Annotated in this window: 4 protein-coding genes; 1 reads left to right on the forward strand and 3 read right to left on the reverse strand. The window is 46.6% G+C overall.

What is annotated here, in order from left to right; all coding sequences use genetic code 11:
- Positions 1-198: 198 nt before the first annotated feature.
- The 3 genes from QUA47_RS06895 to QUA47_RS06905 all read right to left on the reverse strand — a co-directional run bounded on the left by QUA47_RS06895 (position 199) and on the right by QUA47_RS06905 (position 12234).
- Complete coding sequence (locus QUA47_RS06895) at positions 199-10197, reverse strand: tetratricopeptide repeat protein (RefSeq protein ID WP_333430187.1); 9999 nt, start codon at positions 10195-10197, stop codon at positions 199-201.
- A complete protein-coding gene (locus tag QUA47_RS06900; RefSeq protein WP_333430188.1) occupies positions 10182-11177 on the reverse strand; it encodes a homogentisate phytyltransferase in 996 nt (331 codons plus the stop codon). The genes QUA47_RS06895 and QUA47_RS06900 overlap by 16 nt, the downstream gene beginning before the upstream one ends.
- Before the next feature lie 103 nt (positions 11178-11280).
- Positions 11281-12234 carry a methyltransferase domain-containing protein gene (locus QUA47_RS06905; protein WP_333430189.1) on the reverse strand — a complete coding sequence of 318 codons (954 nt, stop codon included), beginning with the start codon at positions 12232-12234 and terminating at the stop codon, positions 11281-11283.
- Positions 12235-12486: 252 nt separating this feature from the next.
- On the opposite strand from QUA47_RS06905, the gene QUA47_RS06910 reads away from it, so the two are divergent.
- Positions 12487-13821 carry a TrkH family potassium uptake protein gene (locus QUA47_RS06910; RefSeq protein WP_333430190.1) on the forward strand — a complete coding sequence of 445 codons (1335 nt, stop codon included), beginning with the start codon at positions 12487-12489 and terminating at the stop codon, positions 13819-13821.
- The last annotated feature ends 109 nt before the right edge of the window (positions 13822-13930 follow it).

Raw genomic sequence — 13930 nt, forward strand, 5'->3', positions numbered from 1 at the left:
CTTTGAGATGCACCTTACTTGCTCTCCATTTTTGGACACCATACCTAATTTACCACTATTTGAGCCTTAACTGAACCCTATTGAAGTTAATCTGGATTCTTTATTCTTTAGTTGGCCTGGGCGAAGCCAGCGCGCCAACGCTTAGGCTAACTAAACTTTGTGTAGTAGCGAATTCTATTAACCGGAAAAAGATGATTGTTAAAGCGAATTTGATATAACATCAAGAAAGCGCTTAACTTGTTTTTCCCAAGTCCAATCACGCATAAAGTTAGCCGCAGCTAAACCGCGACGTTTTGATTCTTCGCGATTAGTATAAACTTGTTCCAAAGCCTCGACAACTTCTGCAACCTCAGACTCTCCCCAACCTTCTACACCGGAAAAAGGATCAGTAGGTTTAACTCGTCCTTGACTCCATAAAGGATAGCAAATGTGGCTGTAAATCAAGTCTAAATGACCAGTATTTGCTGATAAAATAGTCGGAATTCCGCAGGCCATACTTTCCATCGCGACTAAATTAGTGCCACCTTCGCAGCGGTTGGTGAAAACAGCGCAGTCGGCTTCTCGCAAAATTTGTCCCGCGAGGTGATTGGGAATTAAGCCGATGTCGATAAAAGAGTCAACTGGCAAACCGTTAGCCACTAACCATTGGGAAATTCCTAAACTTCCGTCGCCGTTGATATTGGGAAGTCCGGCAACGTTCCCGGTTTGTTCGATTCCTAACATATACTGAGGCCAGAAGTTGTGCCATGTTGTTAATAACAAAGCCTCTGGATGTTTGGCGCGAAATCGTTTGAAAGCGGCAATTACAATATCTTGACCTTTGCGATATTCCAGTTTGCCGCCGGAGAAAATGACGAAGCGATCGCCAAATAGATTAGATTTAGGTGCAGGATGGAAAATTGTTGGGTCAATTCCTTGATGTACCATCGCCACATTAGTCAAGCCACAGCTTTTCAAAACATCCGCATTCCAGTTGGAACCTGCGACAATCGCGCTATATTTTTTGGCTGTTTCTAGTGCTTCTGCTGTGATCCGTGTGTCTTCAAAAAATATGACTCCTATTTGACAAGCGCTGGTAATTTGATTGTCAACTCCAGAGGATGCTAAATTATTCCCCAAAGCGTAAAGTACGGGAAAATTACAACTGATTTGTTTGTCGGAATTTGCTGCTACTAATTCCTGAAAAGTTTTGTGTTTTTCAATTACAGGTAATAACAGGGATTTATGCAGCGGATTCATCGCTTCTGAGGTGATGGATGGCGGTGCTAAAAGTGCAACTTCCCAGGCGGGACTTTGCAGCAGTTGTAGTGTTAAATTCACGCCGTAAATTCCCCAACCGCTAGTGATGCTGATCGGCCAACTGATGCCGATTCCTGTAATTTGTGGGGGAGTTTCTGGGGGTTGGATTTGAGGCGGAGCATAAGAATCTGCGTTAGCAGGCTGAGTCTGGGAACGAGTAGATTGTAGGGGCGGTGCCCCCGTGCCCGCCCTCTCTAGCAAGGCTGCTTTTATACGATCGCAAACTCCATCCCAATCACCTGCTTTTTGCTGCCTAAACAACCGCGCAGTGGGATACCAAGGGCTATCTTCGCGTTCCAGCATCCAGCGCCAATCGGGAACAAAAGACAGCAAAATCCACACGGGTTTGCCCAAAGCACCCGCCAAGTGCGCGACAGAAGTATCTACGCAAATTACTAAATCGAGTTGCGAAATAATTGCTGCGGTGTCGGCAAAATCGACGCAATGTTCGCTTAAATCTTCAATTTTGTGTTGCTTTAATAAAGTGCGTGAAGCGCAGCTATCCTGTAGGGAACCGCCCGCTGACAAATCTTTCTGAAGACTGTAAAAACTCACTCCCGGAACATCTACAAATTTCAGAAAATCGCTCAATTTACACGATCGCCGATGATTGTTGCGGTGCAGCGGGCCGCCCGCCCACACAATACCTACTTTTAGTTTATTGTTCGGCTCTAGGGAAAATTTAAAATTCTGTGGCGGAGCTAAATAAGGAATATTCGCCGGTATATTTTCCAAAGTCGTTCCCAGAATTCGCGGCAAACTTAGCAGCGGGGCTTGCACTTGAAAATCTATCAAATCGCTCGGCCTGACTCCTACTCGATCTACTCCTGCAATTCCTTCAAACAAACGCTTCAGCAAGACATGACAAGCCACAATAACTTTGCCGCCTTTTTGCTTAACTAAAGGAGCGTAGCGAATAAACTGTATCGTATCGCCAAAACCTTGTTCGGGGTGCAATAAAATTGTTTTTCCCTGCAAATCCGAGCCGTCCCAAAGTGGTTTCTCAAAAGAGCGCTGATCCAATTGTTGAGTTTGCCAGCGCGATTCGTACTCTGCAAAACCAGCATCAAAATTCCCAGTTAAAAGCAAAGCTAATGCTAGTCTCAAGCGCCAATTTGGCGAGTTGGGACGTAGTTGAATTGCTTTATTGTAGAAGTCGATCGCCTCTGCGACTTTTCCCTGTTCTTCGAGGGCCGAACCCAAGTATAAGTTTGTTTCGCTCAGGTTGGGATTGGTTTCTAGCGCTTGTTTGTAGTGCGAAATAGCCTCGCCTATTTGCCCGTTTTCCTGTTTGAGATAACCTAAATAACTGTGGGCTTCGGCGTGGCTGGGTGAGGCGGCAATTACTTGTTCGTAACGAGCGGCTGCCTCTGCTTTTTTACCTTGTTTTTCTAAGGCATTTGCTATGTGAAATTGTACCTGTGCGGGCGATAAAGAAAATCGAGGCGAAGCTTCGGTATCTCCGTTACCAGCCACAGCTTGAGAACGAGTAGAAATTAGGTTTTTTAAGGCTGTTTTTATGCGATCGAATACTTCCTCCCAATCGCCCGGTGTTTGCTGCCGAAACAGTCGCGCCGTCGGATACCAAGGGCTATCTTCGCGTTCCAACATCCACCGCCAATCCGGCATAAAACACAGCAAAATCCATACGGGTTTACCCAAAGCACCAGCTAAGTGCGCCACAGCAGTATCCACGCAAATTACTAAATCTAGTTGCGATATCACCGCCGCAGTATCGGCAAAATCGTTCAAATTGTCGCTCAAATCTATCACGGGAGTTTGAGTTAACAAACTACGATTGTCAGGCGACATTTCTTTTTGAAGACTGTAAAAACTTACACCGGAAATATCTAACAATTTCAGGAAATAGCTTAAATCGCTCGATCGCTGAAAATCCTTCAAATGTTCTGAACTTCCCGCCCACGCAATCCCAACTTTGAAATTGCGATCGGAAGTTAGGGAAAATTGCCAATTCGGAGGCGCCGCTAAATAAGGAACATTGGCCGGTATATTTTCTAAATTTGTTCCCAGAATATGAGGCAAACTCATCAGCGGTGCTTGTACTTGGAAATCCGGCAATTCATCCATCCGAACCGCCACTTGTGCGATGCCAGGAATCTGCTTAAATAAACGCTTCAGTTCTTGATAGCAAGAAATGATTATTTTACCACCTTTTTGCTGCACAATTGCCGCGTATCGTACAAATTGAATGGCATCGCCCAAACCTTGTTCGGAGCGGAGCAAAATAGTTTGTCCGTTCAAATCTGACCCATCCCAAACTGGTCGGTCAAAATTCAACCGTGGCAATTTTTTCGCCTGTTCTGTTTGCCAGCGCCACTCGTATTCTGCTAAACCGCGTGGCAAGTCCCCAGTCAACAGCAAGGCTAAGCTTAAATTGAAGTGAGCTTTTACACAATTAACATCAATTTTTATTGCTTTTTTATAACACAAAATTGCTCGATTTACGTCTCCTAATTGTTCAACGGCGCTGCCTAAGTTAGTAATAGCTTCTCGATAATTAGGGTTCAAAGATATGGCTCGTTCCAAGCTAGAAATTGCCTGTTCTATTTTTCCCGCCCCCAAGCATAACGTTCCCAGGTGATAGTGTCCTGTAGGATTGTTTGGTTCTACTCCTATTGCACGCTCGTAAAGCCGTTCAGCCTCGTCTAGCTGAGATTGTGTTTCCATCGCCACACCCAAATTTACCAGCGCGGGCACGTAATTGGAATTGACAGAAAGCGCTTGATGAAAACACGCCATCGCACTCTGCAACTCGCCCTGCTGCTGGAGGATCGCGCCGAGATTGTTGAGAGCTTTGACGTAAACCGGATTCAGGGCGATCGCCTTTTGAAAGCAAGATATAGCCGCCATTATATTGCCTTGATCTTGCAGCAAAATACCCAAGTTATTGTGGGATTGAGGGCAGTTTGGATCTATTTCGATCGCGCGCTGATAATAGGTGGCAGCTTCGGCTAAATCGCCTGTTTGGTGCAGCGTCACTGCCAAATTAGTCGTAGCCTCTATCGAATTCGGCTGCAAAACCAAAGCATTTTTAAAATAAGCGATCGCCTCGGCCAATCTTCCTTGCGACTTGAGAATATTTCCCTGATTGAACTGTTTTTGATATAATTCAATATTGGTTTGAGTTTCTCTTGGCGGTATAGCTGGTTTATGGTGGACAATTCTTTCTCTCAGCGCCAAAGCAGCTTCTTCTAAAACTCCTTCCCAATCTCCCGCTGTGGACTGGCGAAACAGTCGCGCCGTGGGATACCAAGGACTATCCTCGCGTTGCAACATCCACCGCCAATCCGGCACAAAACAGAGCAAAATCCACACTGGTTTGCCCAAAGCACCAGCCAAGTGTGCCACACAAGTATCTACAGAAATAACTAAATCCAGAGCGGAGATTGCCGCCGCAGTATCCGCCAAGTCGTGCAAATAAGAGCTTAAATCTGTTACTGGCATTTGCTCTAACAAAGCGCGATCGTCTGCTGTCATTTCCTTTTGCAAACTGTAAAAATCTGCTCCGGGCATATCTAACAGTTTGGTGAACAAATTCAGGGGTAACGATCGCACCTTATTGTGGGTATTTTTAGGATTTCCAGACCACACAATCCCCACTTTCAAATTAGGAGTTTGGCTGAGAGTAAATTCCCAACCGGGCGGCGGAGCTAAATAAGGAACTTTGGCCGGTATAGTTTCTAAAGTTGTTCCCAGAAGGTGTGGCAAACTCATTAGCTGCGCGTGAACCTGAAAATCCGGCGCATCCTCTGGATTAACTATTAACCCATCGATTCCCGAAACTTGTGCAAACAACCGCTCCAAGTGGGGTAAACACCAAACAATTACCCGGCCGCCTTTTTGCTTGACTAAATCTGCGTAGCGGATAAACTGAATTGCATCGCCTAAACCCTGTTCCGGGCAAAGCAAAATAGTTTTTCCCTGCAAATTTTTGCCATCCCAAAGCGGCTGAATAAAGTTGTGGGAGCGGAACTGTTTTTCTTTAACTAGGAGCCGCCATTCGTACTCGTAAAAACCGCGCTGAAAGTCTCCCGCCAGCAGCAACGCTAAACCTAAATTTAGGTGAGATTCAGGATGACCGACATTGAATTTAACTGCTTGGCTGTAGCAGGTGACAGCATCTGCAAATTGGCCGCGATCGTGCAAAGCACTTCCCAAATTGGTGAGGGGATTGATATAACCGGGTTTGAGTTCGATCGCCCGACGGTAACAATCGATCGCCTGTGCCATTTTTCCCGATTCCTCAAAAGCTTTGCCGAGATTGTTCAAAGCTTCAGGAAAGTCGGGTTTCAGGCTCAAAGCTTGCTCATAGCAGCCGATCGCATCTTCAATTTTGCCCTGTTTCTGCAGGACAATTCCTAGATTGCAGCGAGCCTGTGCACTGGCTGGCAATTGCTGAATCGCTTGCTGGCAAACGGCTAGAGCCTCATCTAACTTGTCTTGCTGTTGCAGTGAACTCCCCAAACCGATCAGAGTTTCTGCTAAATCCGGTTGCAGCGCAGTCGATCGCTCGTAGTATGCGATCGCGCGGTCAATTTGGCCCTGTCGGATCGAGGCGTATGCTAAGTTGTGCAAGGCGTCCACATAATTTGGCTCTATCGCGATCGCCCGTTCGTAATTGGCGATCGCCTGTTCGTAATTCGCGCCCGCTTCCTCCCCTTGTGCCTCCAAAGCAATTCCCAAATTCAAATAAGCCACCGCGCAATTAGGATTGACTTGAATCGCTTGCTCGTAGCAGCTTATAGCCTCCGCCACATCCCCTTGCTCTTCCCGCAACAGGCCCAAATTAATCAGCGCTTCCGCGCAATTCGGGTTCAAAGAAAGCGCCCGCTCGTATTCTGCGATCGCCTCTTCAGTCTCCCCTGCTTCTGCGAGCGCGCTGCCCAAATTGCTCGCAGTTTCCGCCAAATTCCCGTCGATTGCTAGCGCTTGTCTGTAGTGCGCGATCGCCTCTGGGAGCCTGCCCGCTTGCTGTTTGACAACGCCTAAATTGCTGTGCGCGGCCGCATAATTTGGATCGATCGCGATCGCTCGCTCATAACATTCGATCGCACCCCCAAAATCGGCTTGCTGCTGCAAATCTACGCCCAACCGAAACTCTGCATCCGCCGCATCCGACGGCACAAATGCAGCAGCAACCGCGCCTAGAGCTTCCGCAACCCGAGCGAAAACGCCCTCCCAGTCGCCCCGCTGATGCTGCCGGAACAGCCGCGCCGTCGGATACCAAGGACTATCTTCGCGTTCCAGCAGCCACCGCCAATCCGGCGAAAACGCCAGCAAAATCCACACCTGTTTGCCCAAAGCGCCCGCCAAATGGGCGACAGCGGTATCGACACTAATGACTAAATCCAGTTTGGCGATCGCAGCCGCAGTATCGGCCAAATCGCCAAAATACGGGCTCAAATCTACGATCGACGTTTGATTCAACAGCGCGCGATCTGCCTCGGAAACCTCTTTCTGCAAGCTGTAAAAACTTACCCCCGAAACCTCCAAAAGCGGCAGAAACTGGCTTAAACTGCACGAACGCTGCTTGTTTTTGCGGTGTTTTGGATTCCCCGCCCAGACAATGCCAACTTTCAAAGTGCGATCGGGTAGAAGCGTAAATTCAGCACCCGCAGGCGGAGATAAATAAGCAGTATTTGCTGGTATTGTTTCCAGCTTTGTACCGATAATATAGGGCAAACTCAACATCGGCGCTTGCACGTCAAATTCCGGCAGTGGCTCGCCTTTAACTATTAGTAAATCAATGCCGTCAACCGTTGCAAATAAACGGTGTAATTGCGGGTAACAGCCCACAATGATCCTACCGCCTTTATTTTTGACGATCGCAGCGTAGCGAATAAACTGAAGCGAATCGCCTAAACCTTGTTCGGCGTGCAGCAAAATAGTCTTTCCCACCAAATCAGAACCGTCCCACAGCGGTCGGTATTCTCTCGCCGAAACAGTATTATCCGGCCCCGTCAAAAAACAGGAATGACCAGTGTGAAATTCTTTAATTTGCCAGCGCCACTCGTATTCGGCGAGACCATTTTCCAAATCTCCCACCAACAGCAAAGCCAAGGATAAATTCAGGTGAGCGCTAGCGTGATTTGGACTTAAATGAATCGCTCGTCTGTAGCAGGATATCGCATCTTCTACCGCGCCTTTTTCCAGAAACGTCCTGCCTAAATTGTTGATAGCTTCCACAAAATCCGGCAGCAATTCTAGAGCTTTGTGATAATACTCCAGCGCATCTTCTAAATTGCCCTGTTCTTGCAACACTGTTGCCAGATTGTTGTAAGCTTCCCAGCTATGTGGATTAATTTCCAGCGCTCGCCGGTACAGCTCGATCGCCCTTACAAGTTCGCCTTTTTCTTGCCGCGCCACCGCTAAATTAATCAGGGCGGGTACGAAATCCGGTTGAGCTACAAGAGCTTGCTCGTAATGTGCGATCGCCTCTTCCACTTGACCTTGTTCCTCAAAAATCTTTGCCAGGTTGTAAGCTGTTTGAGGAATATTTGGATCGATGGCTAAAGCTTCTCGATAATGGGGGATAGCGGCTTCCAATTCACCATTTTCTTGCTTGAGAAAACCAAAATTAATCCGCGCTTGAACGCAATTTGGCTCAATAGATATAATCTGTTCGTAAAGGGCGAGCGCCTCTTCCTTCTCACCTGTTTCCATTAACTGTTCTGCTTGCCGCAATAAATCCTCTAAAACAGCTAAATCCTCGCCAGCCGTTCCGCTCGCAATCGATGTCTCAATTCCCTGCGATTGCTTAGCTGCGGAGCCTTCTGCTAACCCTTCGCTCGCCATCACAAATATTTGTTTACTCTCTTTAACCACGCTTGCACCTGTCATTTTGAGAGCCACAGAATCGAGGTCAGGCGTATTATTTGCAGTCATTGCGAGGGAAACGAAGTCAAGCTGAGCGTGGGCAGAATCCTCGGAATAACTAGCAGTATTGGCGATCGCAAATAAACTCAAAGCCGCCTGTACTTCCTCAAACAATTCTTGCCAACTTTCCGGCTGACTTTGGCGGAAAAGCCTCGCAGTTGGATACCAAGGATTATCTTCACGATCCAGCAGCCAACGCCAGTCAGGAGCAAAAGAAAGCAGCACCCAAACCGGTTTTCCTAAAGCACCGGCTAAGTGCGCCACAGCCGTATCGACACTAATGACTAAATCCAGTTGAGATATAGCCGAAGCGGTATCAGCAAAGTCGTTTAAATGCGGAGTTAAATCCGGCACTAAGTGTTGGTTCAACAAAGTGCGATCGCTCTCGTACAAGTTTTTTTGTAAACTATAAAAAGCAATTCCCGGAACATCCAAAAATCGAATAAAATCGCTCAAACTGCAAGAACGCTGGTTGTCTTTCCGGCGCTGCGGACTCCCCGCCCAAACAATCCCTACCTTCAATTTGGCATCAGAAGAAAGTGCAAATTTGCACTCAGCAGGCGGAGCTAAATAAGGAACATTTGCCGGTATTGTTTCAAGAGTTGTCCCCACAATTCGCGGCAAACTCATCAGAGGTGCGTGAACGTCAAATTCTGGCAAACCTTCCAGACTAACTGATAAATATTCAATACCAGGAACTGTCGCAAACAACCGCATCAGTTCTGGATAGCAAGCCACCATCACTTTAGCGCCTCGGCTCCGAAGAATTGGGGCGTAGCGAATAAACTGAATAGAATCGCCAAAGCCTTGCTCGACGTGGAGTAAAATAGTTTTCCCCTGCAAATCCGAACCATCCCAAACCGGCTGTTTAAATTGCCTCGGTTGTAGTTGCGGAGTACGCCACCGCCACTCGTATTCAGCAAAACCGCGCTGAAAATCTCCGAACAATAGCAAAGTTAAACTTAATTCCAGGTGGGCGGTGGCGTTGTCTGGCTGCAATTCCAAAGCTCGACTGTGACAAGAAAAAGCCTCTTGAAACTCTCCTAAATCGACCAAAGCGTGTCCGAGATTGTTAATTGCTTCCACGAAGTCTGGCTTTAATTTTAATGCTTGTCTGTAGTAGGATATTGCGGCTTTTACATTACCTTGTTCGTGGTAAAAGGCTCCTACATTGTTGTGAGCTTCGGGATTGTTGGGGTCAAGTTTTACCGCTTGCTGGTAGCAGTTGAAAGCTTCGGCTAATTTCCCCTGCTGTTGCAAAACTGTTGCCAAACCCATCAGAGAATATGTCAAGTTGGGATTGATTTTTAAAGCGTGGAGGTAACAAGCTATCGCCTCGTTTAATTGATTTTTTTGTTTAAATAAATGTCCTAAATTGTGCGCTGTTTCGTGCAGGTTTGGGTCGAGTTGCAGCGCTGTTTGGTAATATAAAATAGCCGCGTCTATTTCGCCTAATTGCTGTTTTGCCCACCCCAAATTATTGTAGGCGAGTGCGGAATTGGGCTGGATTTTGATTACTTCTTCGTAACTGGCGATCGCCCTTTGATATTCCCCTACATCCAGCAAAACATTAGCCTTATTTAAATGTGCTTCTACAAAATCGCGGTTTTGGGCGATCGCTTGTTCGTAAAAGTCGATCGCTTCGGCAATTTTTCCCTGCTGTCTCGCCGCGATTCCCAACAAACACAGCACGTTTGCTGATTCCGGCTGCACTTCTATTATTTGCCGGTACAAATTTTCAGCTTCTAACAAACGGCCCGCTTGGTGATGTTCCCAAGCTAATTTCAAAGAGTCTTCGGTACCCAGTTTACAGGCAGATTTCCGATTTTTTTTTTGAGAAGCCATAGTTGTGTTTGTTGTTTGGGAGTTCGCTAACTGGTAATTGCCAAATTGTTCTAACTTGTTAACTCTTCCTTCCTTCTTCCTTCTTCCCCCTTCCCCCTTCCTTCTTCCTTCTTCCTTCTTCCTTCTTCCTTCTCCCCCTTCTACCCCAACAAACAAGCTGCCGGAAAAATCAGATATTCTAAGAAAAACAACTTCCAGATAAACTGATAAAATGCAGCAATTTCTATTTTATCGTCCAAATCAACTTTCGCGCTCCAAAACCACATCAAACCCAAAGCCGCCAAATGAGAAACTGTCAGAAACACTAAATTAACATTAGACAATACGATCGCTCCCGCCAAAGTCGCGCCCAAATAACAAACCGTCAACACCCAGCGAGATAAATTAAAGACGGCAGGCTTGCCCAGCTCAATCGTAAACGTAGTAATATTGTATTGCTTGTCCCCTTCCATGTCGGGGATATCTTTAAAAATGGCGATCGCAAACGTAAACACCACAACAAAAACCGTCAGCACCCAAACTTCCGCAGGAATCCCAAAAGACATACTCTCCAAATTCCAGCCAGAAAAAGCGCTTTTCGCCATTCCCAAATCCAACACCCAATTAAAGTGCAAAAATAACCCTAAATTTACGATCGCGCCACGCACCGTAAAAATGCACAGCGCCGCCCAAAAAGGAAACCGTTTCAGCCGAATTGGTGGCAGAGAATAAGCAGTCCCGATCGCCAAACTAACGCCAACGGTAGCCAGCAAAAACGGGCCTTGCAAAACCGCAGTCAAAATTGCTATAATTCCCGTTGCAATTACAATTAATTCCCCGGTTTTCCGAGAAAAAACTCCCGAGGCGATCGGCAAATACGGCTTATTTATTTTATCAATTTCAACATCTTCTAACTGGTTCAATCCCACAATATAAATATTGCCGCAAATGCAAGCCAACCAGGCACAAGCTAGGGGCCCAAATACAGGATTCACAAACAGCCGCGCACTTTGGGCGATCGCGTACAACGCCAATAAACTCAAGCTAGTACCCACAATTGTGTGCGGCCGAGAAAACTCCCAAAATGCCCTCAGCCAGCTTTGCTGAGCCGAGCCATTTTTATCAATCCAAGACTTTCCAATCGAATCATTGCCCATAAATCTCACACCCGCACCACACAAATAATATTTTTTTTCTAAGGTGTGCAATGCACACCTTACTCATCAATTCAACACTCAAAACTTCTTTGATATATGCCTGCTATTTTACAGCACAAATCATCCCAAAACGAATCAACCCGCTCTGATATCCACGGCTCATCAATCCGAGAGCAAGTGCTGCTTGAATAGTCGTCCAACCGCTCGTTAGCAAACCCCAAATCGCGCTCGGAGTCAAAGCAGAATCGATCACCACATCCCAAAAAGGAGCAACAGCTTTTGACCAATCAGCGGTGCGAATACTTGTCAAAGGCAAACTGCGAACAATTTCCTCGTATTCCGGCAAAGAAATCACATAAGGCAAAGCATAAACCCGGTAAATTTCTGCCAATTCCTTTCTCTCTTCATCAGTTAATTCTCCCGCCGTTTCTCCCACCGGGCGGTGACACCAAGTTGCCAAAATCAAAGTTCCTCCCGGCTTGAGTACGCGGCAGCATTCCTGCAAAAACTTAATTTTGTCGGGCATATGTTCGCCACTTTCGAGCGACCAAACCAAGTCGAAGGACTCGTCCGGAAAAGGCATATTCAAAGCATCGGCCACCAAAAAGTTCACATTGCTTTCTAGCCCAGCAATTTTAGCGCGTTCGGTCGCTCTGTTGGCCTGTACCGGACTCAGAGTAATCCCGGTCGCTGTAACGCTAGGGCCCGTTTTATTTTGTTCGGGCGATCGGCTATAATCTTGATCCGCCCCGCCATCCAACTTTAAATTATTTTTAGGGAGAGAACTAAACTTTTCGGTCAAATACAGCGTGCTGCCGCCGATCCCGCAACCGACATCGAGAATGCGGTAAGGTTCACAGAGTGCCTTCTCTGACGGCACTCCAGCCCAAGCCAGCAGTTCTTCTATCAAATCTATCTGAGCCTGTCGGCGCTCTTTTTTCAAATTGCCATCCGGGCCGTAGTAACCGTGGTGCATATGTTCGCCCCACACCTGCTCCCACAAACCGCTAGAAGCGTCGTAAAGTTGCTGAATTTGCTGGTAAAGTGTTGATGTCATCGCCGGATCGCAAGTTATTAAAGGAATTCTACCGTTATTTTCCCGCTGTTGTCATAGAATTTGGTCATTTAGTTCGATCGGTCTCCGGCATTCGCCAGACAGAGATATCCTTATTTGAAGCCCGAGGATCGATTTGTGGGCTTCCTCTAAAACCTCAAATCTAAAATCGATTTGTGGGTTCCCTCTAAAACCTCAAATCTAAAATCGATTTGTGGTTCCCTCTCAAATCTAAAATCTAAAACCTAAAATCGAATGACTGTCTCGCGAACCATTGCTTTGGGCTTTTTCGCTGTCATCCTCATAGGTGCTCTATTACTGATGATGCCCTTTTCCACAATTGATGGAACTTGGAGCGATCCAATAACAGCACTGTTTACCTCTACTTCCTCTGTGTGCGTCACGGGCTTGTCGGTTGTGGATGTCGGAAAATATTACTCTTTTTGGGGGCAACTGTGCCTAGTTTTACTGGTGCAAATAGGAGGCTTGGGCTACATGACAGCCACGACTTTCTTGCTGCTGTTATTGGGCCGCCGCTTTGGCTTGAAAGACAAAGTTGCCCTGCAACAATCTCTCGACAAACCCGGGCTAGCCGGTGTAGTACAACTCATTCAGTCAATTCTAGCAACAACGCTTTTGTTTGAATTAACAGGAGTGTTTTTGCTGATGACGGTTTTCGTCCCCCAATACGGATTTAAAGAGGGTGTGTGGTCTGCTATATTTCACAGCGTTAATTCCTTTAACAACGCGGGTTTTAGCATCTATTCAGATAATTTGATCGGCTACATCACTTCGCCTATGGTTAACTTCACAGTCAGCGGTTTAATCATATTTGGGGGAATCGGCTATCAAGTAATTATGGAAATTTACCTGTGGCTGCGCGATCGCTTCAACAAAAGCCCTATCTGCACAGTTTTTTCCCTGAACTTCAAAGTTGTTACTACTACAACGGCTGTCCTTTTAATTTTAGGAACGCTAGCCTTTTTGGTGCTGGAATACGACAACCCAGACACTTTCGGCTCTCTAACTTTTCCTCAAAAACTGATGGCAGCTTGGTTTCAATCTGTTACTCCCCGCACGGCGGGGTTCAATACAATTAGCATTGGCCAAATGACCGAAGCCTCGCTATTTCTGACCATCGCGCTGATGTTTATCGGCGCCAGTCCTGGCAGCACCGGCGGCGGAATCAAAACCACAACTTTTAGGCTATTGTTTTGCTGTACCACAGCAGTTATCGAAGGCCAGGAAGATGTGGAGTGCTATCAGCGTCAAATCCCGCCACCAATGATTCTGAAAACCATTAGCGTAGTCTTCGGTTCCCTGTTGGTCGCGTTCACATCTGCAATTTTAATCGAGCTGACCAATCCCCAAGTAGAATTTATCGCAGCGCTGTATGAAGCAGTTTCAGCTTTTGGCACGGTCGGTCTTTCCACTGGGATTACACCCACGCTTTCACCGATCGGTAAGTTGATTTTGATTGCTACAATGTACATAGGTCGGGTTGGGGTGCTGCTGCTGGTGAGTGCTGCATTCGGCGACCCAAAACCCAGGTCTTTTAAGTATGCTGAGGAAAGTTTGTTAGTGGGATAAAAAAATCCTGCCTACTTGCTGATAATCTAAACAATGGGTGACAACCCAAATCAACTTTTACGACTTACCTAAAAACCAAAAGGAGGCGGCGCTGTCTCTGCTAAAATTT

The organism is Microcoleus sp. MON2_D5 (assembly GCF_036701905.1).
In the GTDB taxonomy this organism is placed as follows: domain Bacteria; phylum Cyanobacteriota; class Cyanobacteriia; order Cyanobacteriales; family Microcoleaceae; genus Microcoleus.